Source organism: Pseudomonas sp. DE0010, from assembly GCF_007680745.1.
Lineage (GTDB): Bacteria > Pseudomonadota > Gammaproteobacteria > Pseudomonadales > Pseudomonadaceae > Aquipseudomonas > Aquipseudomonas parafulva_B.
In genome coordinates this window covers 42,726-63,775 of sequence record NZ_VEJQ01000015.1, presented here as the reverse complement: position 1 = coordinate 63,775, position 21,050 = coordinate 42,726, and the positions used below count along the sequence as shown (strand labels likewise).

General features: G+C 61.5%; 18 protein-coding genes and 1 tRNA gene. 12 read left to right on the top strand and 7 right to left on the bottom strand.

Translation table 11 applies throughout. The features are described 5' to 3' along the window. The first annotated feature begins 107 nt into the window (after positions 1-107). Genes FS767_RS13185 through FS767_RS13160 form a run of 6 tightly spaced genes read left to right on the top strand, consistent with a single transcriptional unit; the run spans position 108 to position 6,510 of the window. Complete coding sequence (locus FS767_RS13185) at positions 108-1,349, top strand: SfnB family sulfur acquisition oxidoreductase (RefSeq protein ID WP_144966104.1); 1,242 nt, start codon at positions 108-110, stop codon at positions 1,347-1,349. Between the two features lie 49 nt (positions 1,350-1,398). Further along, on the top strand, positions 1,399-2,580 hold the full coding sequence (locus FS767_RS13180) for an SfnB family sulfur acquisition oxidoreductase (protein ID WP_144966102.1): 1,182 nt from the start codon (positions 1,399-1,401) through the stop codon (positions 2,578-2,580). Further along, positions 2,580-3,971: an LLM class flavin-dependent oxidoreductase gene (locus tag FS767_RS13175; RefSeq protein ID WP_144966100.1), complete on the top strand. Its 1,392-nt coding sequence runs from the start codon at positions 2,580-2,582 to the stop codon at positions 3,969-3,971. Before FS767_RS13180 ends, FS767_RS13175 begins: the two co-directional genes overlap by 1 nt. Further along, positions 3,964-4,761: a MetQ/NlpA family ABC transporter substrate-binding protein gene (locus FS767_RS13170; protein WP_144966098.1), complete on the top strand. Its 798-nt coding sequence runs from the start codon at positions 3,964-3,966 to the stop codon at positions 4,759-4,761. Before FS767_RS13175 ends, FS767_RS13170 begins: the two co-directional genes overlap by 8 nt. Positions 4,762-4,766: 5 nt before the next feature. Next, positions 4,767-5,876 carry a methionine ABC transporter ATP-binding protein gene (locus FS767_RS13165; protein ID WP_144966096.1) on the top strand — a complete coding sequence of 370 codons (1,110 nt, stop codon included), beginning with the start codon at positions 4,767-4,769 and terminating at the stop codon, positions 5,874-5,876. Then, on the top strand, positions 5,866-6,510 hold the full coding sequence (locus tag FS767_RS13160; RefSeq protein WP_144966095.1) for a methionine ABC transporter permease: 645 nt from the start codon (positions 5,866-5,868) through the stop codon (positions 6,508-6,510). Before FS767_RS13165 ends, FS767_RS13160 begins: the two co-directional genes overlap by 11 nt. 38 nt (positions 6,511-6,548) lie before the next feature. Here the strand turns inward: FS767_RS13160 and dibA are convergent, their stop codons facing one another. Continuing rightward, the gene (gene dibA / locus FS767_RS13155) at positions 6,549-8,444 is read right to left on the bottom strand and encodes a phosphodiesterase DibA (protein ID WP_144966093.1); all 1,896 of its coding nucleotides are present in this window, start codon (positions 8,442-8,444) and stop codon (positions 6,549-6,551) included. Between the two features lie 208 nt (positions 8,445-8,652). Here dibA and desA point away from each other — a divergent pair, with 208 nt between their 5' ends. Beyond that, positions 8,653-9,837, top strand: coding sequence for a delta-9 fatty acid desaturase DesA (gene desA / locus FS767_RS13150; RefSeq protein ID WP_144966091.1), 1,185 nt, complete (start codon positions 8,653-8,655; stop codon positions 9,835-9,837). A 128-nt stretch (positions 9,838-9,965) separates the two neighbouring features. Further along, a complete protein-coding gene (locus FS767_RS13145; RefSeq protein WP_144966089.1) occupies positions 9,966-10,952 on the top strand; it encodes a sensor domain-containing diguanylate cyclase in 987 nt (328 codons plus the stop codon). Positions 10,953-11,030: 78 nt separating this feature from the next. Here the strand turns inward: FS767_RS13145 and gabT are convergent, their stop codons facing one another. Both gabT and gabD read right to left on the bottom strand, forming a co-directional pair. Then, the gene (gabT, locus tag FS767_RS13140) at positions 11,031-12,308 is read right to left on the bottom strand and encodes a 4-aminobutyrate--2-oxoglutarate transaminase (RefSeq protein WP_144966087.1); all 1,278 of its coding nucleotides are present in this window, start codon (positions 12,306-12,308) and stop codon (positions 11,031-11,033) included. A 182-nt stretch (positions 12,309-12,490) separates the two neighbouring features. Next, a complete protein-coding gene (gene gabD, locus FS767_RS13135) occupies positions 12,491-13,933 on the bottom strand; it encodes an NADP-dependent succinate-semialdehyde dehydrogenase (RefSeq protein WP_058604696.1) in 1,443 nt (480 codons plus the stop codon). A 320-nt stretch (positions 13,934-14,253) separates the two neighbouring features. On the opposite strand from gabD, the gene FS767_RS13130 reads away from it, so the two are divergent. Together FS767_RS13130 and FS767_RS13125 are read left to right on the top strand one after the other, a co-directional pair. Next, positions 14,254-14,330 (top strand) — tRNA-Arg (locus FS767_RS13130). 155 nt (positions 14,331-14,485) lie between these two features. Further along, entirely contained in the window at positions 14,486-16,216 is a 1,731-nt protein-coding gene (locus FS767_RS13125) for a dipeptidase (RefSeq protein ID WP_144966176.1), read from the top strand. A 68-nt stretch (positions 16,217-16,284) separates the two neighbouring features. On the opposite strand, the gene FS767_RS13120 is transcribed toward FS767_RS13125, so the two are convergent. Continuing rightward, positions 16,285-17,175, bottom strand: a complete 891-nt coding sequence (locus tag FS767_RS13120; protein WP_144966085.1) for an EamA family transporter — start codon at positions 17,173-17,175, stop codon at positions 16,285-16,287. Between the two features lie 133 nt (positions 17,176-17,308). Next, positions 17,309-18,424: an MFS transporter gene (locus FS767_RS13115; RefSeq protein ID WP_371921591.1), complete on the bottom strand. Its 1,116-nt coding sequence runs from the start codon at positions 18,422-18,424 to the stop codon at positions 17,309-17,311. A 283-nt stretch (positions 18,425-18,707) separates the two neighbouring features. Here FS767_RS13115 and FS767_RS13110 point away from each other — a divergent pair, with 283 nt between their 5' ends. Continuing rightward, the gene (locus FS767_RS13110; protein WP_144966081.1) at positions 18,708-19,163 is read left to right on the top strand and encodes a helix-turn-helix domain-containing protein; all 456 of its coding nucleotides are present in this window, start codon (positions 18,708-18,710) and stop codon (positions 19,161-19,163) included. Positions 19,164-19,295: 132 nt separating this feature from the next. Then, complete coding sequence (locus FS767_RS13105) at positions 19,296-19,733, top strand: CBS domain-containing protein (RefSeq protein ID WP_023535729.1); 438 nt, start codon at positions 19,296-19,298, stop codon at positions 19,731-19,733. A gap of 152 nt (positions 19,734-19,885) precedes the next feature. Here FS767_RS13105 and FS767_RS13100 read toward each other — a convergent pair whose 3' ends face one another. Together FS767_RS13100 and FS767_RS13095 are read right to left on the bottom strand one after the other, a co-directional pair. Next, on the bottom strand, positions 19,886-20,128 hold the full coding sequence (locus FS767_RS13100) for a DUF2789 domain-containing protein (protein ID WP_144966079.1): 243 nt from the start codon (positions 20,126-20,128) through the stop codon (positions 19,886-19,888). A gap of 215 nt (positions 20,129-20,343) precedes the next feature. Continuing rightward, positions 20,344-20,976, bottom strand: coding sequence for a LysE family transporter (locus FS767_RS13095; protein ID WP_058604691.1), 633 nt, complete (start codon positions 20,974-20,976; stop codon positions 20,344-20,346). Positions 20,977-21,050 lie beyond the last annotated feature (74 nt).

Here is a 21,050-nt window from a genome sequence, read left to right as displayed (position 1 = left end):
GATCAGCTGTAGCGGCATAACCCACATGTGAGGTCAGCAATGGTCAGGATCACCATCACCCCAGTGCATAACGCCAGGGCATTGAGTGCAGCCAAGGAGCGGCACTGATGTCCAGCCAAGCCCTTATCTCCTCCCGCAGCGTGCTCGACAGTGCACCGCCCTTGCTGCCAGCCAAGGTTCTGCACAGCGATGCCCAAGCGCTGCAAGCTGCACGTGAAGTCGCCGCTGTCGCGCGCGAACAGGCTGCCCGTCGGGATCAGCAACGCGAACTGCCCTGGGCCGAAATCGAATTGTTTACCCGCAGTGGCCTGGGGAGCATCAGCGTTCCGAAGGCCTACGGCGGCCCTGATGTGTCGTTCGAAACCGTGGCCGAAGTGTTCCGCCTGATCAGCGCTGCCGATCCTGCGCTGGGGCAGATCCCGCAGAACCAGTTCGGCATGCTGCAACTGCTGCGCCTGACAGCCACGCCGGCGCAACAGGCAGTGCTGTTTCGCAGCGTGCTGGACGGCTGGCGCATCGGCAATGCAGGCCCTGAGCGCGGTACCAAGGACACCCTCACCCTCAAGGCACGGATCAACCGCGCAGGTGACGGCTATCGCATCAGTGGCGAGAAGTTCTACTCCACCGGCGCGTTGTTCGCCCACTGGGTGGCGGTCAAGGCGCTGGACGAGGAAGGTCGCCAGCGCCTGGCCTTCGTGCGCCGCGGCACCCCCGGGTTACGCATCGTCAACGATTGGTCGGGGTTTGGTCAGCGCACCACGGCCAGCGGAACGGTACTGCTCGATGACGTTCCGGTAGAGGCAGACCTGGTTATCGACAACTGGCGTCAGCGGGAGGTACCCAATACCCAGGGCGCCGCCTCGCAGCTCATCCAGGCGGCCATCGACGCAGGCATTGCCGAGGCCGCCATCGATGACGCCATTGCTTTCGTGCGCACAAAGTCGCGCCCCTGGATCGAAGCCCAGGTAGAGCGCGCCAGCGACGACCTCTATGTCATCGCCGACATCGGCCGCCTGAAGCTTGAACTGCATGCCGCCGAGGCGCTGCTGCGCCGGGCCGGGCAGGTGCTGGACGAGGTCAACGCAGCGCCGGTGGATGCCGAGTCGGCTACCCGTGCGTCGATTGCGGTGGCCGAGGCCAAGGTACTGACCACCGAGATTGCCCTGCAGGCCAGCGAGAAACTGTTCGAACTAGCTGGCAGCCGCGCCACCCTGGCCGAGTTCAACCTCGACCGCCACTGGCGTAACGCCCGCGTGCACACCCTGCACGATCCGGTGCGCTGGAAATACCACGCGGTTGGCGCGTACCACCTCAACGGCACCCTGCCCGCGCGGCATTCCTGGATCTGATGGGTAGCCTGCAGGACCGCTGCGCGGTCCGGGGTACCGGAGACACACCATGACCACACGCATCATTACCAGCGACGGCGAAGCCTTGGCCGTTGCCTTGGACATCGCCCGCCAGCTACGCCCCGACAGCGCGGTGCGCGACCGTGAACGGCGTCTGCCACACCCTGAGCTGGCGCTGTTCACACGCTCGGGCCTATGGGGTATCAGCGTTCCCAAGGCCTACGGCGGGGCGGGCGTATCCAACGTCACCCTGGCCAAGGTCATCGCCATCATCGCGCAGGCCGACGGCTCGCTCGGGCAGATTCCGCAAAACCATTTCTATGCCTTGGAAGTGCTGCGGGTAAACGGCACGCCCGAACAGCAGCAGCGTCTGTACGCCGAAGTGCTGGCAGGCCGGCGGTTCGGCAATGCCCTGGCAGAACTGGGCACCAAGACAGCCAATGACCGCACCACACGCCTGAGCCGCGAAGGCGATGGCTTTCGCATCAACGGTCGCAAGTTCTACGCCACTGGCGCGCTATACGCCCAGCGCATACCCACCTCGGTGGTTGATGACCAAGGCGTCCAGCACCTGGCATTCGTGCCTGCCGACAGCCCCGGCCTGCAGGTGATCGACGACTGGAGTGGCTTCGGCCAGCGCACCACCGGCAGCGGTTCGGTGGTGTTCGATAACGTCCCCGTCAGCGCACAGGACGTCGTGCCGTTCCAGAGCGTTTTCGATCGCCCCACCCCGGTAGGCCCGCTGGCGCAGGTTCTTCATGCCGCCATCGATACCGGCATCGCCCGGGCAGCCTACGAGGACGCCTTGCATTTCGTGCGGACCCGCAGCCGGCCATGGGTGGACTCAGGCGTAGAGCAGGCGAGCGACGATCCGTTGACCATCAAGAGCTTCGGGCAGTTGGCTATCCGCCTGCACGCTGCCGAAGCCTTGCTCGAACGCGCAGGCCACTACCTGGACAGCGCGCGTGACGACAGCACGGCCGAAAGCGTAGCCGCGGCTTCCATTGCCGTAGCAGAGGCACGGGCCATCAGCACGGAAATCGCCCTGTCCGCAGGCACCACGCTGTTCGAGCTCGGTGGCAGTCAGGCCACGCTGGCCGAACACAATCTCGACCGCCACTGGCGCAACGCCCGGGTACACACATTGCACGACCCGGTGCGCTGGAAATACCACGCCATCGGCAACTATTACCTCAACGAGCAGAACCCACCGCGCCGGGGGACCATCTGATGGCCCGGCAGATCCTGCTCAATGCCTTCAACATGAACTGCGTGGGGCACATCAACCATGGCTTGTGGACGCACCCGCGCGACACTTCGACCCAGTACAAGACCCTCGAATACTGGACCGATTTGGCGCGTCTGCTGGAACGGGGCCTGTTCGACGGTCTGTTCATCGCCGACATCGTCGGCACCTACGATGTCTACGGCCAGTCGCTGGACGTAACGTTAAAGGAATCCATCCAGTTGCCGGTCAACGACCCTCTGCTGCTGGTGTCTGCCATGGCCGCCGTTACCCGCAACCTCGGTTTCGGCCTCACGGCCAACCTCACGTATGAAGCGCCTTATCTGTTTGCACGTCGTCTCTCGACCCTGGATCACCTGAGCAATGGCCGAGTCGGCTGGAACATCGTCACTGGCTATCTGGACAGCGCTGCGCGCGCCATGGGCCTGACCCAGCAGCCTGAGCATGACCGTCGCTACGACCAGGCCGATGAATACCTCAAGGTGCTGTACCAACTGCTTGAGGGAAGCTGGGCCGACGATGCCGTGCTGGCTGACCGCGGCCAACGCATCTACGCGCGCCCCGACAAAGTGCGCAAGGTCCATCACCACGGGGAGTTCTACGATGTCGAAGGCTATCATCTGTGCGAGCCGTCGCCACAACGTACGCCGGTACTGTTCCAGGCTGGCAGCTCGCCGCGCGGCCTGACGTTTGCGGGCAACCATGCCGAGTGCGTGTTCATCAGCGGCCAGGACAAGGCTTCAACCCGCGCCCAGGTGGACAAGGTGCGCGCCGCGGCCAGCGCTGCGGGTCGCGACCCAATGGCAGTCAAGGTTTTCATGGGCATTACGGTGATCGTGGCGCCCACCGAGCGACAAGCCCTGGCCAAGCACGCCGAATACCTGCGCCATGCCAGCCCCGAAGCCGGCGTCGCGCATTTTGCCGCCTCCACCGGCATCGACTTTGCGGCCTTCGATCTGGACGAGCCGATTGCCTTTACCCAAGGCAACGCCATCCAGTCGGCCACCCGCCAACTGCAGGACAATGCCTGGACCCGACGCCGCCTGCTGCAACAGCACGCCTTGGGCGGTCGCTATGTCACCTTGATCGGCGACCCCGAGCAGGTGGCTGATGAGCTGATCGCATGGGCCGACGAAACCGGCCTGGACGGCTTCAACCTGACCCGCACCGTCACACCGGAAAGCTTTGAGGACTTCATCGACCTGGTGATTCCGCCGCTACAGGCTCGCGGCCGCTACAAGACCGCCTACGCCGGCGGCACGCTGCGCGAAAAGCTGTTCGCAACCGACCATCCCTACTTGCCAGCCGATCACCCTGGCTCGACCTACCGCTTTGCGCCTGCCCCCGCCTCGACTGGAGCCTTGCACCATGCTTGAAAAACTATTTCGTCCCATTGCGGCCGTCGCGATTGCCTTGGGCTTCTCCAGCGCAGCCCTGGCCGTTGAGCCGCTTAAGGTCGGCACCACCTCAGCCTTTGCCATCCCGCTGGAAGCCGCCGTCGAAGAGGCGCACAAGCAAGGGCTCGAAGTGAAGCTGATCGAATTCAGCGACTGGATAGCCCCCAATGTCAGCCTCAACAGTGGCGACATCGACGTGAACTACTTCCAGCACATTCCCTTTCTGGAAAACGCCAAGGCTGCTGCCGGTTTCGATCTGGTGCCCTACGCCCCAGGCATCATCAACAACGTGGGCCTGTATTCCAAGCGTTATAAAAGCTTCGCCGACCTGCCCGAAGGGGCCAGCGTCGCCATCGCCAACGACCCGATCAACAGCGGACGCGGCCTGCAATTGCTGGCCAAGGCTGGCTTGATCACGCTCAAACCGGGTGTGGGCTACAAGGCCACCGAACAGGACATCACGGCCAACCCGAAAAAGCTCAGGATCATTCAGGTCGAAGCGGTCCAGCTGGTACGGGCGTATGACGACGCGGACCTGGTGCAGGGCTACCCCGCCTACATTCGGCTGGCCAACAGTTTTGACGCCACCTCGGCCCTGCTTTTCGATGGCCTGGAGAACAAGGAATACGTGATTCAGTTCGTCATTCGCCCACAAAGCAAGGATGACCCTCGCCTGGCCAAGTTCGTTGACATCTACCAGCACTCGCCAGTTGTACGTGCGGCCTTGGACAAGGCTCATGGCACGCTCTACCAGGCCGGTTGGGAGTGACAGCGATGAGCCAGTCCACTGCACGGCGAGCACTCGAGTCCCCTGCACCACCCCGTCAGGCTGAACACTTGGACCTGCGCCCTGACGTCAGCCACGCCCATGTGCGGTTCATCGGGCTGGGCAAGACGTATCCAGGCCAGAGCCAGCCAGCCCTGCAAGGCATCGACCTGAACATCCGGCGCGGTGAAATCTTCGGCATCATCGGCCGCAGCGGGGCGGGTAAGTCGTCGCTACTGCGCGCTATCAACCGGTTGGAACAGCCTACGCAAGGCCGGGTGCTGATTGACCAGGCAGACATTGCCAGCTACGACGAGGACGCACTGGTGGGGTTGCGCCGAAGCATCGGCATGATTTTCCAGCACTTCAACCTGATGTCAGCCAAGACCGTATGGCAGAACGTCGAGCTGCCCCTGAAGGTGGCCGGCGTCGCCAAAGCGCAGCGCCAGCACAAGGTGCGCGAGCTGCTGCAACTGGTTGGCCTCGAGGACAAGCACCACGTTTACCCTGCGCAATTGTCCGGCGGCCAGAAGCAGCGCGTGGGCATTGCCCGCGCCCTGGTGCATGACCCAAGTATCCTGCTGTGCGACGAAGCGACCTCGGCGCTGGACCCGGAGACTACCGCCTCAATCCTGCAACTGCTACGCGACATCAACCAACGCCTGGGCCTGACCATCGTGCTGATCACCCATGAAATGGCCGTAGTGCGCGACACCTGCCATCGGGTTGCGGTACTGGAGCGTGGCCAATTGGTCGAGCAGGGCGAGGTCTGGCAGGTGTTCGGCGCGGCGCGGCACGCCACCACTCGCACGTTGCTGGCGCCCCTGCAACCCACCTTGCCAGAGGCCTTGACCGCGAACATCAAGGCTGCGCCATCGAGCCCCGACAGCGCCATCGTGCTGAAGCTGACAGCGTTCGGCGAGCCCGACCTGTCGGCATTGTTCGCCGCGTTGGGCGGACGCGTGCGGTTGCTGCAGGGGGGTGTGCAATCCATCGGCGCGCATACGCTGGCGCAACTGATCGTGTCGGTGCAGCACTCGCCCCATGACGCCAACCGCCTCCTGGAACGCAGTCGGCGCTGGGCCGAAGACGTGGAGGTGCTGGGCCATGTGGGTTGATCGTCTGCTGGAGGGTTTGCTCGACACGCTGCTGATGGTGGGCGTTTCTTCGCTGATGGCCTTGCTGGTGGGCGTACCGATGGCCGTCATGCTGGTGACCAGCGACAAGGGCGGCATCTATGCGGCGCCGCTGCTCAACCGGGTGCTGGGCGCGTTCGTCAACCTGTTTCGCTCGGTGCCGTTTCTGATCCTGATGGTTGCCCTGATCCCCTTTACGCGGTGGGTGGTCGGCACAACCTATGGCGTCTGGGCGGCCATCGTGCCCCTTACCATCGCGGCGACGCCCTTTTTCGCCCGCATTGCCGAAGTCAGCCTGCGAGAGGTCGACCACGGCCTGGTGGAGGCGGCGCAGGCCATGGGGTGCCGACGCTGGCACATCGTCTGGCACGTGCTGCTGCCAGAAGCCCTGCCAGGCATCGTCGGCGGCTTCACCATCACCTTGGTGACACTGATCAATTCATCCGCCATGGCGGGCGCCATCGGTGCCGGAGGGTTGGGGGACATCGCCTACCGCTATGGATACCAGCGCTTCGACAGCCAGATCATGTTGACGGTGATCGCCATGCTGGTGGCCCTGGTGGCACTGATCCAGCTCGGTGGCGACCGGCTGGCCCGAGGGTTGAACAAGCGATGAGCGAAGGCTAAGGGCTGGCGCCAAGCCAGCCCCTGGCCTCATTCCCAGCGCAGGTCCCTTGCGGCGACCGGCCTGCCGAACCAGTAGCCCTGCCCCAGCTGGCACTGCTCCTGCAACAGGAAGCTGGCCTGCTCCTGCTGCTCGATGCCTTCGGCGTGCACTTGCATGCCCATGCTGCGGGCAAGGGCGATGATCACACGTACGATCGCGACATCATCTTCATCGCACGGCAGCCCGGTTACGAAGCCTTGGTCGATCTTGAGCTTCTGCACCGGCATGCGCTTGAGACGTAGCAGCGAGGAATACCCGGTGCCGAAATCATCGATGGCCAAAGTCACCCCCAGCTCGCGCAGACGGTGAAGCTGCTCCAGGGCCACTTCCGGGTCTTCCATCACTGCACTTTCCGTGACCTCCAGCTCAAGCAGCGCTGGCGCCAGGCCTGTTTCATGCAGCACATCGGCCACCTGCCGGTACAACTCATGCTGACCAAACAACCGGCTCGAGATGTTCACGGCCACGAATGCCAGTGGGCGGCCTTCCTGCTGCCAGCGCACCATCTGCAGGCACGCCTGGCGTAGCACCCAGGCATCGATTTCGGCAATCAGACCGGTGCGTTCGGCAATCGGAATGAATTCGCCCGGCGCCACCAGGCCCCGCTGGGGATGCTGCCAGCGGACCAGCGCCTCGACCCCCACCTGGCTGCCCGAGGCCAGGTCGTGCACCGGTTGATAGAACACGCGTAGCTCATCCTGCTCGAGGGCGCGGCGCAATTCCCCGGCCGTTTCCACGCGCAACTGGGCGTGCGCGGTCAGCTCCTCGGTGTACAAAGCGTAGCAGGCGCGACCGTTGGTCTTGGCCTTGTACAGCGCCGAATCGGCATTGCGCAGCAACTGCTCGGCACTCAGGGCGTCGCTTGGGAACAGGCTGATGCCTGCGCTGACGCTGATGAACAAGCGATGGCCCTCGAACAGGAAGGGCTCGCGCATGCGTTCGATGATGCGCTGGGCCAGCTTTGCCGCCTGCCCCAGGTCCTGGCAGTGCTCAGCCAGGACGCCGAACTCGTCGCCGCCCAGGCGCGCCAGGGTGACCCCGCTGCTCACCACTTCGCCCAGGCGTGCGCCCACCAACTTAAGCAACTGATCGCCGATCGTATGACCCAGCCCGTCGTTGATGCTTTGGAAATGATCGAGGTCCAGAAGCAGCAGCGCACAACCGCGCTTCTTGGCCTGGGCCGCGGCCAACGCCTGTTGGACCCGGTCGGTGAACAACAGGCGATTGGGCAGGTCGGTCAGGGGATCATGGTGGGCCAGGTAGGCCAGCTCCTGCTCCGAATGCTTGATGGCGCTGATGTCACTGAATACCGCCACGTAATGGCTCAGTTCGCCTTCGTCATCGCGAATGGCGCGAATGGTTTGCCATTGAGGGTAAATTTCACCACTTTTGCGGCGGTTCCAGATCTCGCCGCTCCACTCCCCAGTCTCGGTCAGGGCCGCGTAGATCTGCTGGTAGAAGGCGGCGCCATGGTGCCCCGACTTGAACTTGCTCGGGCGCTGGCCGATGACCTCATCCTGCTGATAGCCGGTGATGCGCATGAACGCGCGGTTGACGTGCACGATCACCCCCTGCCGGTCGGTCACAAGGACCCCTTCCAGGGTGCAGTCGAACACCGCGGCGGCCATGCGCAGGCGCTCACGGTCTTCGCCGCGCAGGCGCGCACCGGCGCCGATGAAGTTCAACAGCCGCACGCGCGAGACATAGATCAGCAAGGCGCTGAGCAACACCCAGACCACGACGTTGATCTGGCGCCCCACCGTCAGGGCCAGGGGGTCTTCAGTCATGCTGTGCAGCACCACCTCGGCCAGCACTAGCCAGAGGATCGAGAGCACCACATAGAGCGCTGCCATGCGCAAGGCGTCGCGAACGGAAACAGACATGTCGGGTGGAATTGCCCATGGAAAGTGTTGGGGGATTATAAAGCTTCTGCTGCCCGACGTGCGGTTGCCGCTTCGCAAAGGCCTCGCGCCAAGGCATGCCGGGCACCGACGCCCCGCTGAAACATCGCGTGGTCAGCTTTGACTGGTTTTATTTCCCGACCCAGGGATAATCGCACCTTTCCCCTGAATTTCGAGGGTATCTCTACCTATGTGGTACAACGGCCTGCTCGACTTGTCGGCCTGGCAACTGGTCGGCATCACTTTGTTGATGACCCATGTGACCATTGTCAGCGTCACGGTCTACCTGCATCGCTATTCCGCGCATCGCGCGCTGGAGCTCAATACCGGGCTCAAGCATTTCTTCCGCTTCTGGCTGTGGCTCACCACGGCGCAGAACACCCGTGAATGGACCGCTGTTCATCGCAAGCACCACGCCAAGTGCGAAACCCCGGACGACCCGCACAGCCCAGTCTACAAGGGCTTGAGCACGGTACTTCGTAAAGGGGCCGAGCTCTACCGCGAAGAGGCGCGCAACCCCGAGACCCTGCGCATCTACGGCAAGAACTGCCCGGACGACTGGGTCGAACGCAACCTCTACTCCCGCTACAAGCTGGGCGGTATCGTGCTGATGGCGCTCATCGACCTGCTGCTGTTCGGTACCGCCGGCATCACGATCTGGGCCGTGCAGATGATGTGGATTCCCTTCTGGGCAGCCGGGGTGGTCAATGGCCTGGGCCATGCCGTGGGCTATCGCAATTTCGAATGCCGCGACGCTGCGACCAATCTGGTGCCTTGGGGCATCGTCATTGGCGGCGAAGAGCTGCACAACAATCACCACACCTACCCCAACTCGGCCAAGCTTTCGGTCAGGCGCTGGGAATTCGACATGGGCTGGGCGTGGATTCGCCTGTTCTGCCTGCTGCGGCTGGCCAAGGTCCAGCGCGTGGCCCCCATCGCCCACCGCGTTGCCGGCAAGGCCAGCCTGGACATGGACACCGCCATGGCCATCCTGAATAACCGCTTCCAGATCATGGCCCAGTACCGCAAGCTTGTGATCGGCCCGCTGGTCAAACAGGAACTGGACCGCGTCGATGCCTCGGTCAGCCACCACTTCCGGCGCGCCAAGCGCCTGCTCTCCCGTGAGACCAGCTTGCTGGAGGATCGCCACCATGTCCGTATCGAGTCCATGCTGGCGCACAGCCAGGCATTGAAGACCATTTACGAGAAACGCCTGGCCCTGCAGCAGATCTGGGCGCGGACAAGCGCTAACGGCCACGACATGCTTGCCGCCATGAAGGATTGGGTGCATGAGGCCGAGACCAGTGGCATCCACGCCTTGCGCGACTTTGCGTCACAGTTGAAAACCTATTCCCTGCGCCCGACCGCTGTCTGACTTCCGTTGATCGATACGCCCCGTTCTGGGGCGTAAGCTCAGGAACTTCACTGCTCTGTTAAGACTCGAACTGCCCACATCGGCCGGAAGGTGGCCGCACCTTTACCCGTCGAGCGCGCTCTGTGCACATGGCCAAGAACAATCCCAAGATTCTGCCCGGTACTCCTCCCCCCGACGCTGCTCAAACCCTGCTGGCACTGATGCATGCCCAAGGCGAAGTCGCCCGCCTCAGCGAACGTGAGCAGTTGTTCAGTTCGCTGCTCGAAAGTGTCAACGCCGTACTGTGGGCCTTCGATTGGGAAACGCGGCAAGTGCTCTACGTAAGCCCTGCGTTCGAGCGCATCTTCGGTCGCCCTGTCTGCCGGGTCATGGCCGACTTCAACGTATGGCGCGACAGCATCTATCCGGATGATCTTGAATTTGCCGAACAGAGCCTGGCCCAGGTGCTGTCCACAGGCTCCGTGGAACACCGCGAATACCGCATTCTCAATGGCGATGGCGAATTGCGCTGGTTAAGCGACAAGTGCTACGTCAGCCAGCAGCCAGGTAGCGACCGGGTAACCATCGTCGGCATCGCCGAAGACATCACCGACAAGAAACGACTGGAAGGCGAGCTTCAGCGCCTGGCCACTACCGATGTCCTGACCCAGAGCAGTAACCGTCGCCACTTCTTCGAATGCGCCAAGCAGGCTTTTGACAAGGCACGTGAGGACGGTACACCGCTGACGTTCCTGCTTCTGGACATCGACGATTTCAAGAACATCAATGACAGCTATGGCCACCAGGAAGGCGACCAGGTGCTGCAGCGCATCGCCCACAGCGGCAGGACGGTACTGCGCCGAGGTGATCTGTTCGGTCGGATCGGGGGCGAAGAGTTTGCCGCGGTGTTCCCGGGCTGTACGGCCAAAGTGGCAGAACAGATCGCCGAACGGTTGCAGCGGGAGGTTCAGCGGCTGAGCTTCGGCCAGGAGGGCCAGACCTACAGCGTGACGGTGAGTCAGGGCCTGACGGGTTTATTGGATGACGATGACACCCTGAACAGCTTGTATGCCCGCGCCGACGCAGCCATGTATCAAGCCAAGCGCCAAGGCAAGAACCAGATCGTTCAGGGGTGAGCATCGCCGCCCCCTGCCGTTTGTATATTGCTGACATGAAAAAACCCGCCGAAGCGGGTTTTTTTAAAGCCAGCTACATCAAGCGAGTTCAGCGAAGCACTCTTCGATAATGGCCAGGCCCTTGTCCAGCAGGGCGTCTTCGACGGTCAGTGGCACCAGAATACGCAGGACGTTGCCGTAGGTACCGCAGGACAGCAGGATCAGACCCTTGTCGCGTGCCTTGGCAACAACCTGGGCGACAGCTGCAGCGTTAGGGGTATGAGTGCCTTTCTCGAAGACTTCGACGGCAATCATCGAACCCAGGCCACGCACGTCACCGATGATCGGGTGCTTCTGCTGGATTTCACGCAGGCCGGCAGTCAGGCGCTCGCCCACGGCCTTGCTGCGGTCCAGCAGGTTTTCTTCTTCGAATACATCGATGACGGCCAGGGCCGCAGCACAGGCGATTGGCGAACCGGCATAAGTGCCGCCCAGGCCGCCCGGTGCAATGGCGTCCATGTATTCGGCCTTGCCGCACACACCGGCCAGCGGGAAGCCGCCAGCGATGGACTTGGCAAAGGTCGTCAGGTCAGGCGCGACGCCCATCTGCTCCATGGCGAAGAAGGTGCCAGTACGGCCTGCACCGGTCTGCACTTCGTCGGCGATCAGCAGGATACCGTGCTGGTCACACAGGGCACGCAGACGCTTCATCAACTCTTTAGGCGCTGGCAGGAAGCCGCCCTCGCCTTGTACGGGCTCGAGGATGATGGCGGCGATGTCACGTGGCTCGGCATCGTTCTTGAAGATGCGCTCGACCGAAGCGATGGCATCGTCGACGCTGACGCCATGCAGCTCGCTCGGGAACAGTGCACGGAAGACGCCACCTGGCATCAGGCCCATGCCTGCGGAGTACGGCACGACTTTACCGGTCAGGCCCAGTGTCATCATGGTACGGCCGTGGTAGCCGCCGGTGAAGGCGATCACGCCAGCGCGACCGGTTGCGGCACGGGCGATCTTGACGGCGTTCTCGACCGCTTCGGAGCCGGTGGATACCAGCAGGGTCTTCTTGTCGAAGTCACCTGGCACCAGCTTGTTGATCTTTTCGCACAGCTCTACGTAGGGCTCATAGGCCAGCACCTGGAAGCAGGTGTGGCTGACCTTGGTGAGCTGCTCTTGCACCGCTGCAACCACTTTCGGGTGCAGGTGCCCGGTGTTCAGCACGGCGATACCGCCAGCGAAGTCGATCAGTTCGCGGCCTTCGACGTCGATGACGGTGGAGTTCTTGGCCGATTCAACGAAAATCGGGTGGATCTGGCCGACGCCACGTGGAACGGCGGCGACACGGCGTTGCATCAAGGATTCGTTGGTCTTGCTCATAATGCCCTCATTGCGCCGTTGAACTTGGCGCTTTTATTCGGGGGTAGCTGGGGTTGCCCGCATTCAGTATTCGTTGATCGACTGCCGCGAGCGCCCTGGCAACCAGGTGCTGCAATGTAAAAAAGGCCAGCGGAACGTCGCTCTCGCGCCCCGCTGGCAGAGGTAAAGCCTTTACCGTGCGATCAGACGCTGATGCACAGGTATTTGATTTCGAGGTAATCCTCGATACCGTACTTGGAGCCTTCGCGGCCCAGGCCAGAAGCCTTGATACCGCCGAATGGCGCCACTTCGTTGGAAATCAGGCCGGTGTTGATGCCTACCATGCCGTATTCCAGCGCTTCGGCGACACGGAACACACGGCTCATGTCGCGGGCGTAGAAGTAGGAGGCCAGGCCGAACTCGGTGTCGTTGGACATGGCGATGACTTCGGCTTCGTCTTTGAAGCGGAACAGCGGCGCCAGCGGGCCGAAGGTTTCTTCCTTGGCAACGGCAGCGGTCTTGGGCACGTCGACCAGAATGGTCGGCTCGAAGAAGTTACCTTCGATCAGCTTGCCGCCGGACAGGACCTTGGCGCCTTTGCTCACTGCGTCTTCGATATGCTCCTGCACCTTGGCCACGGCCTTGCCGTCGATCAGCGGGCCAGTGGTGGTGCCGTCTTCCAGGCCGTTACCGATCTTGAGCTTGGCGACAGCAGCGGCCAGCTTCTGCGCGAACGCGTCATAGACGCCGTCCTGCACGTAGATACGGTTGGCGCAGACGCATGTCTGGCCGTTGTTGCGGTATTTGGAGATGATCGCGCCTTCGACTGCCTTATCCAGATCGGCGTCGTCGAACACGATGAACGGGGCGTTGCCACCCAGCTCCAGGGATACTTTCTTGATGTCCTTGGCGCATTCCTGCATCAGCTGGCGACCGATTTCGGTGGAGCCTGTGAAGGAGAGTTTGCGCACCAAGGCGTTACCGGTCAGCTCGCTGCCGACTTCGCCAGCACTGCCGGTGACCACGCTCAGCACGCCCGCCGGAATACCGGCACGGTTGGCCAGTTCGACCAGGGCCAGCGCGGAGTACGGCGTCTGCGAGGCAGGCTTGAGCACCATGGTGCAGCCAGCGGCCAAGGCCGGGCCGGCTTTACGGGTGATCATGGCAGCCGGGAAGTTCCACGGGGTGATGGCCGCAGTGACGCCAATCGGCTGCTTGATGACGATCAGGCGCTTGTCAGGCTGGTGGCCCGGGATAGTGTCGCCATAGACGCGCTTGGCTTCTTCGGCGAACCACTCGATGAAGGAGGCGGCATAGGCGATTTCGCCTTTGGCTTCAGCCAGCGGCTTGCCTTGTTCGGTGGTCATCAGGCGAGCGAGGTCGTCCTGATTTTCGATCATCAGTTCGAACCAGCGACGCAGCTTGGTCGAGCGCTCCTTGGCGGTCAGGGCACGCCAGGCCGGCAGGGCCTTGTCGGCTGCCTCGATGGCGCGGCGGGTTTCCGCAGTACCCATCTTCGGCACGGTACCAATGACTTCGCCCGTGGCAGGGTTGGTCACATTGATAGTCTGGCCGCTGTCCGCATCCAGCCATTCACCGTTGATGAAGGCTTGCTGGCGGAACAACTGAGCGTCTTTGAGCTGCATGTCGGCTTCCCGAATTGTTGATTGTTGAAAGCGCCCAGCGCAGGGCTCCGAGCGTTTGAAATCTCAAACGAATGCTAAGCGTCTGCTGGGGTGTTGGACAATAGGCTGTTCGAAAAAAAGAACGAGCGGTTGAACACCTTAATCTGAAATCGGCCCGCTGGCCTGGCGTAATGCAGCCCGCCGGACCTGGGCGAGCACGAATCGAAAATAGTAGCCCCAGGCAGCAGCACCATGGAGGCGAAACACGGCAACAGGTAAAAAGGGCTACAGATCAAGGCGATGGACGCCGACGAACGAGATAGGTATCATGCGTGCGCGTTGCACTCGTAGCTCAGCTGGATAGAGTACTGCCCTCCGAAGGCAGGGGTCGTGGGTTCGAATCCCGCCGAGTGCGCCATACATGAAAAGCCCCAGGCCAACGCCTGGGGCTTTTTCGTTTGTGCGCCATGTCACACGCCTGGTACTGCCGTACCACAGGTCATTGGTGTTAGCGTGAGGGCCTTCCCGCACGACGGGGCCTCATCAATGACTGGCGAAGGAATGCGTACACTCATGCACCTGAAAAAGCTCACCTCTGTTTCCCTGCTGGCGGCCAGCATCGGCTTGTTCACATTGCCTGCCCAGGCCAACCTCACCCAGCAGCAGTCTGCGGCGATCGTCAAGGCGTTCGACGGCAGCGATCCGCATGACTTCAAGCAGTTTCTCGGCAAGCTCAAAGGCAGCGACCTGAGCCAGGCCGATGGCCTGGGCGCCACCCTGGACACCTACCTGGCCGGCAAGCCGTTGGACGCCGAGCAGCAGAACGAGATCAATCGCCTGCTCGGGCTCTACACCCGCATCAAGTACGGCAAGGCTGCCACCCAGACCCTGCGCGAACTGGTGGCCATTCCCACGGTCACCGTCGAGGGCACACCTCAGCATGAAAACCCCGAGTTCCTGAAAATCGCCGACAAGATCAAGGCACTGGCCGACGGGTTTGGGCTGACTTTTCGCAACGTCGACAACCGCGTCTACGAAATCTCCTTGGGAAGCGGCAAGGAAGTGGTCGGTATCCATGCCCATGCCGACGTGGTTCCTGTCACACCGGAAAACTGGAAGCTTGCCGACGGCACGCGCCTGGACCCGTTCAAGGTCACCCTGGTCGGTGATCGCATGTACGGCCGTGGTACCGAGGACGACAAGAATGGCATCGTCGTAGCGCTGTATGCCCTGAAGGTCGCCAAGGATGAAAACCTGCCCCTGGCGCGGCAATTCAAACTGCTGATCGACACCACCGAAGAAACCAGCGGCGATGCCATCCCGTACTACTTCGAGCGCAATCCCACGCCTGACTACAACCTCGCCCTGGATGGCGGATACCCGGTGGTCATCGCGGAAAAAGGCTACGGCACCGTGATGGCGAATTTTGCCAAGCGTACGGCGAGCGGCCAGGGGGCCGAAATCGTCAACCTCACCGGTGGGCTTGCTACCAATCAAATCCCGTCCACCTCGGTAGCGACCTTGCTCACCGACGACTCCAGCGCCCTGGCGCAGCGACTGAACACGGCGGGTGCCGAGTACGTGAAGCAAAACGGTGGCGACTTCAGCATCGTTGCCAAACCCGACGGCAAGCAGGTGGTACTCACCGTGACCGGTGTGTCAGCTCATTCCTCAGAACCCGAATCGGGCGTGAACCCTGTCGCGCGCATGCTGGATTTCATCAATGGCGTGGGCAAAACGGTGCCATTGAAGCAGAACCAGTTCACCGATGCTGCCCGCTATGCGGCGGACAACTGGGGCCTGGACTACCTGGGCAAGAAGCTGGGCATCGCCTATGACGATGCGTTCATGGGGCCGCTTACCGCCTCGCCAACCTTCGTCGGTGTGGATGACAAAGGCTTGAAGCTGGCGATAAACCTGCGCATTCCCAAGGGCAAGGCGGTCGCAACGATCAAGGATGAAATCGCTGACAAGCTCGGCCAATGGTCGCAGCAAAGCCATATCACCCCAGCCTATGACTACAGCCTGGATGAGCCGATGTACCGCAACCCTGAGGGCGAGTGGGTCAAGGCACTGCTGGCCGTGGCCAGCGAAAACCTGGGCATGGAGCACACGTTCGGTACGTCCGCCGGGGCCACCTCGGTGCATGACCTGCCCAACGGCGTGCAGTTTGGTTTGGCCATGCCCGGTGTGAAGTACACCGGGCATAACGACAACGAGTTCAAGACCGTGGACCAGTTCATGCTGGACTTGCAGGTGGTCAGCGAAATGGTCGCGCGGATCGGGCAAATGCCGAAGCTCTGAGGCATCTGCCTTCTTGAGCCTGGGCTCTGCCCGCTTGTGCATGACGACCGACCTTCGCGTTGGGATCGTCATGCAGCGCGAGCGCGTGCGAACAAGGCGGTGACGAGCCGGCGACCATAAAGCCCTACAACCAGACCGAGCATGATCAACGTTGCAGCCAATGCTATGCCTGCCGTCAAGCGTTCACCGAACACCAGAACCGACCCAACCAGGCCGAAGATCGGCACCAGCAGCGACAGCGGTGCAATCGTAGACAGGGGATAAGTCTTGAGCAAAGAGTTCCAGATCCAATACGCGAACAATGTATTGGGATAGACCTGAAACAGAAGCGAAAAGACAGCAGTGCTGTTCATCTGGCGCAATAGCGCGCCATAGCCTGCGCCGCCATGCATTGCATAATCGAGTATGAACAACGGAACCGGCGCGACCGCGCTGGACCACACCAGAAATCCGAACACGTCGTTGGTTTGGGCCTTCTTGACGATGGTATTGGCGATACTCCAACAGGCAGCACCGGCCAGCACGAACGCCAGACCAGGCCAGCTCACCAATCCACCGCTGATCTTTATGATGCACAGCAAGCCTGTGCTGGCGATCAGCATACCGAGCACTTGAAAACGGGTCAGTGCTTCCTTGAAAACCACGCCACCTAGCAGCAGTGTAAAAAAAGCGCTGAACTGTAATACCAGCGAAGCGATACCCGCTGACAACCCGGCTTGAATGCCGAGGTTCACCATACCCCAAAGCCCGACCCCGAAAACCAAGCCATACAAGATGATGAAGCGCCGGGGTACGTCGGGTTTACGGACAAAGAAGATAGCGGGCAACGCGCATAGCCCGAAACGCAAGCCGGCAAGAATGAGCGGGTCAATCGTTGCCAAGCCCAGCTTGATCACCGAAAAATTGATACCCCATATCAATGTCACCAGTACAGCCAGCACTCCATGCAAGGGTTTCATTATCGGGTCACCTTAGGTATGGGCCTTGGAAATTTGGCACCTTTCAATTCGTACGCCTTCGCCCGGGGGTAATGCATATTCAAACCGGCCGTAGACCAACGTTTCGACGCCACTAGACCGCGCCCCTCCTGCGTCAGCGCGTTTCGAACATCAACCACAGCCAGTAGATCAAGGCGGCGGCACTGATTGATGCGCCCACTATGCAAACGGCTACCCAACCCGCCTGGGCGTAGGTATAGGTCGCCGCGATGGCGCCGAGCCCGCTGCCTAGCGAGTAGAAGCACATGTACGCGCCAACGAGCCTGCTTTGTGCGTCTGGTCGTGCGGCGAAGATCAGGCTTTGGTTGGTGACGTGCACGGCCTGCACCGCAAAGTCGAGCATCACCACGCCCAGCACCATTGCCAGCAGCGAGCTGTGGACGAACGCCGTCGGGAGCCAGGACAGGGTCAACAAGACCAGCGCAATGCCTGTGGTGCGATTGCCCAGGCCACGGTCTGCCAGTCGTCCGGCCCTCGCCGCGGCAAGGGCCCCTGCTACGCCGGCAAGGCCAAATAGCCCGATTTGGGTATGCGAAAGCGCAAGGTCTGGCTCAGTGAGCGGCAGGACCATGGAGGTCCAGAGCACGCTGAAGGCTGCGAAGATGAGCAACGCGAACACCCCGCGCACGCGCAGGGTACGTTCGCTGAGAAACAGCTGCAGCACCGAACGGAGCAAGGCAAAGTAGCCGCCGCTGACCAAAGCCCGTGGAGGCGCGGGCAGCATGCGCCACAACACCAAGGCCATCCCCGCCATCAGCGCTGCCGACACGAAATACACGCTGCGCCACCCGGCCAGATCGGCCATCGCGCCAGACACGAAACGTGCAAGCAGAATCCCCAGGACCACGCCGCTGGTCACAGTCCCCACGGCTTGGCCACGTTGCTCGGGGCTTGCCAGTGCCGCAGCGTAGGCCACCACCACTTGCACCAGCACGGCCATCAATCCCACCAGAACCATGGCACCCAGCAGCACGGCCCAGGCCTGCGCCAGCCCTACGGCACAGAGGGCCAAGGCGCTGAGGAGCATTTGGCAAAGGATGAGTTTTTTCCGGTTGACCAAGTCGCCCAGCGGCACGATGAACAGCAAACCGGCCGCATAACCTGCCTGGGTGGCCGTGACGACGATGCCGATGGTGCTGGCAGGCACCGCCAGGCTGCTGGCCATGGACTCGAGCAGCGGTTGGGCGAAGTAGACATTTGCCACGGCCATTGCGCAGGTGATGGCAAAGAGGAAGGTTTGGAAAGGGCTGAGTGTGGTACTACGCGGTATGTCGCAGCGCGCCGTGCCGTAGCGGTTGCCAGACGCTTCGGCTATCGCCGCACGCTTGTTCGGGCTGCCCAGCCTGTACGACATGCACTCCATCCTTGAACCTAGTTTTAAAAAGAAACCACTTGTAGCGATTTTTTAACAAAACAGGTTTTAAAATGCAACGAGTGACCACGAACGTTTTCTCATATGGTTAGCGCTTTTCACCATCTGCTTACGGACAAACATGGCCAAACAGGAACAGCTAGCGCGCAGTGAATGCCCAGTAGCGCGCACCCTTGAAGCGATTGGGGACCGATGGGTACTGATGATCATCCGCGAAGCGTTCGACGACGTACGGCGGTTCAGTGATTTTCAGAAGCGACTGGGTGTCGCCAAGAACATCCTCACCGTAAAGCTCAAGGCAATGGTCGAATTGGGCGTGTTCGAGGTCCGGCCTGCTTCGGATGGGAGCGCTTACAAGGAGTATGTGCTGACCGAGATGGGGCGGGCCGCCTTCCCCATTGTCATCAGCATGCGCCAGTGGGGAGAGCGTTTCCTGTACGGTTCAGGCGAGTGCCATTCGATCATGCTGGATAACGCGACGGATGAACCCATCGAGACGATCATCGTTCGATCCCGTACAGGCCGGCAGTTGAGCCCGGAGGACTGTCACCGACAGCTGATTACCCGAGAGGGTTGAGGCAAACGCTCACTGCATGCTCATGACGTTTTTCAATCACCTCGATGCCGTTTCCTGCATTGCCGGACGGCGCCGGGTGGTCGATGCTTGCATGACCATCGCCAGTGTTTCCCTCCACCCGCAGAGGCCGCCATGAAAAACGTCGAACAAATCCTCAAGAGCAAGTCCGAACACCAGACCGTGTATACCATCGGCCCGGACGACTCAGTGCTCGACGCCCTCAGACTGTTGGCCGAGATGAACATCGGCGCATTGCCTGTCGTTGAAGGCAACGAGGTGGTAGGTATCGTCAGTGAACGCGATTATGCGCGCAAGCTGGTGCTCAAGGGACGCTCGTCGGCCGCCACGCCGGTGCGCGATATCATGAGCGCACCGGTGGTCACCGTGGAACCGAAGCACAACCTTGAATACTGCATGAACCTGATGACCAACCGGCATTTGCGCCATCTACCGGTGGTGAGCAACGGTGAGCTGTTGGGGCTGTTGTCGATTGGCGACCTGGTCAAGGAGACCATTGCGGAGCAGGCAGGGTTGATCTTGCAGCTCGAGCAGTACATCCGCGGTGAGTAAAACCCTTGGAAACGCGTTTGCCCGCACGCGCCACAGTTAAGGCTGGCCGTCAGCCGAATCCAGAACGGTCCACACCCTATGCCGCTTGAACGGCGGTAACGGCGCATTGACTGGGGCGACTCACGGCCACTTACTCTTTCGCTGCGGGTAACTTATTTCTTGGCCGGATGAAGTGCTTCGTTCAACTGGTCGATCATGGGAATCCAGTCGGCATCGGCAGTGTAGCTTTCCTTGAGAAAAGCACGCTGGCCTTCACTCCAGAACGGTGCATCGACCAGCTTCACGTCTTCGTCGAGCGGCGAATGGGTGGTGATGAAGCGCTCGATCTCGACCGGGTCGTCGTCCAGTCCAAGCTGCTTGAACAATTCGGAAAAGTGATGAGTCGGTTTGTCCATGATTCCTCCGCAGTGCCGGCATGCGCCTTGGTGTAAGCGCCAGTCCTGTTTGAGAGCTTGCGCTCAAGGGTGGGCATCAGCGCCCCAGGCAGGATGATCGCGATCATCGTGCCTGGGGAATAGACAGCGCGCTAACGCAGAAGACTCGATAAATCCCAGTAATACCCTGAGCAGATGGCTGTGAGCCAAAAGGCGCAGCCACCCCTGCCCTGGATTTACAGCGGCGCGCGGCGCAAGGTGGCCAGGAACGTGGCCGCACCGATGAACAGCCCGGCAAAGGTGCGGTTGAGACGTTTTTGCTGCCTGGGTGTGCGCAGCACCCTCAGCACGCGAGCTGCAAGCCCTGTATAGCCCGCCATCACCAGCATGTCGACGGCAACCATGGTCGCGGCGATGGCGATGTACTGTGGCAGCAAAGGCGCATGGGGATTGATGAACTGCGGCAGCACCGCCAACATGAACACCAGGGCCTTGGGGTTGCTGACGTTCACCAGAAAACCCCGGAACACCAGGCTCAGCGGTTTGCCGATGGGTCGTATACCGGATTCATCGCTCATGTCCATGGGCAGGGCGCGCCATTGCTTATAGGCCAGGTACACCAGGTAGGCGACGCCGAACCATTTGATCACATGGAAGGCGGTGGCCGAGGCAGCCAGGATGGCCCCGACGCCTGCAGCAATGATTGCGATCTGCATCACCAGGCCGATCTGCAAGCCCAGCGCATTCCAGTAACCGCGCCAGAACCCGTATTGCAGCCCGCTGGACATCGAGGCGATAGCGCCCGCGCCGGGAGACAGACTGATTACCCAGCAGGCGGCAAAAAAGCCCAACCACACTTCCATCGACATCCCACACCTCGCTCATGCACATGTTTCAAAACATTAAGCTAAGGTGCCGATGAAAAAATGACCAGCGCAATTTG

What these genes read in the sequence shown, in the direction of transcription:
- FS767_RS13125 (WP_144966176.1), top strand. Translation starts at nt 14,486, where the DNA reads ATGCACCTGAAAAAGCTCACCTCTGTTTCCCTGCTGGCGGCCAGCATC.
- FS767_RS13095 (WP_058604691.1), bottom strand. Translation starts at nt 20,976, where the DNA reads ATGTCGATGGAAGTGTGGTTGGGCTTTTTTGCCGCCTGCTGGGTAATC.
- FS767_RS13105 (WP_023535729.1), top strand. Translation starts at nt 19,296, where the DNA reads ATGAAAAACGTCGAACAAATCCTCAAGAGCAAGTCCGAACACCAGACC.
- FS767_RS13145 (WP_144966089.1), top strand. Translation starts at nt 9,966, where the DNA reads ATGGCCAAGAACAATCCCAAGATTCTGCCCGGTACTCCTCCCCCCGAC.
- FS767_RS13170 (WP_144966098.1), top strand. Translation starts at nt 3,964, where the DNA reads ATGCTTGAAAAACTATTTCGTCCCATTGCGGCCGTCGCGATTGCCTTG.
- desA (WP_144966091.1), top strand. Translation starts at nt 8,653, where the DNA reads ATGTGGTACAACGGCCTGCTCGACTTGTCGGCCTGGCAACTGGTCGGC.
- FS767_RS13110 (WP_144966081.1), top strand. Translation starts at nt 18,708, where the DNA reads ATGGCCAAACAGGAACAGCTAGCGCGCAGTGAATGCCCAGTAGCGCGC.
- FS767_RS13165 (WP_144966096.1), top strand. Translation starts at nt 4,767, where the DNA reads ATGAGCCAGTCCACTGCACGGCGAGCACTCGAGTCCCCTGCACCACCC.
- FS767_RS13175 (WP_144966100.1), top strand. Translation starts at nt 2,580, where the DNA reads ATGGCCCGGCAGATCCTGCTCAATGCCTTCAACATGAACTGCGTGGGG.
- FS767_RS13120 (WP_144966085.1), bottom strand. Translation starts at nt 17,175, where the DNA reads ATGAAACCCTTGCATGGAGTGCTGGCTGTACTGGTGACATTGATATGG.
- gabD (WP_058604696.1), bottom strand. Translation starts at nt 13,933, where the DNA reads ATGCAGCTCAAAGACGCTCAGTTGTTCCGCCAGCAAGCCTTCATCAAC.
- gabT (WP_144966087.1), bottom strand. Translation starts at nt 12,308, where the DNA reads ATGAGCAAGACCAACGAATCCTTGATGCAACGCCGTGTCGCCGCCGTT.
- dibA (WP_144966093.1), bottom strand. Translation starts at nt 8,444, where the DNA reads ATGTCTGTTTCCGTTCGCGACGCCTTGCGCATGGCAGCGCTCTATGTG.
- FS767_RS13115 (WP_371921591.1), bottom strand. Translation starts at nt 18,424, where the DNA reads ATGGCCGTGGCAAATGTCTACTTCGCCCAACCGCTGCTCGAGTCCATG.
- FS767_RS13100 (WP_144966079.1), bottom strand. Translation starts at nt 20,128, where the DNA reads ATGGACAAACCGACTCATCACTTTTCCGAATTGTTCAAGCAGCTTGGA.
- FS767_RS13185 (WP_144966104.1), top strand. Translation starts at nt 108, where the DNA reads ATGTCCAGCCAAGCCCTTATCTCCTCCCGCAGCGTGCTCGACAGTGCA.
- FS767_RS13180 (WP_144966102.1), top strand. Translation starts at nt 1,399, where the DNA reads ATGACCACACGCATCATTACCAGCGACGGCGAAGCCTTGGCCGTTGCC.
- FS767_RS13160 (WP_144966095.1), top strand. Translation starts at nt 5,866, where the DNA reads ATGTGGGTTGATCGTCTGCTGGAGGGTTTGCTCGACACGCTGCTGATG.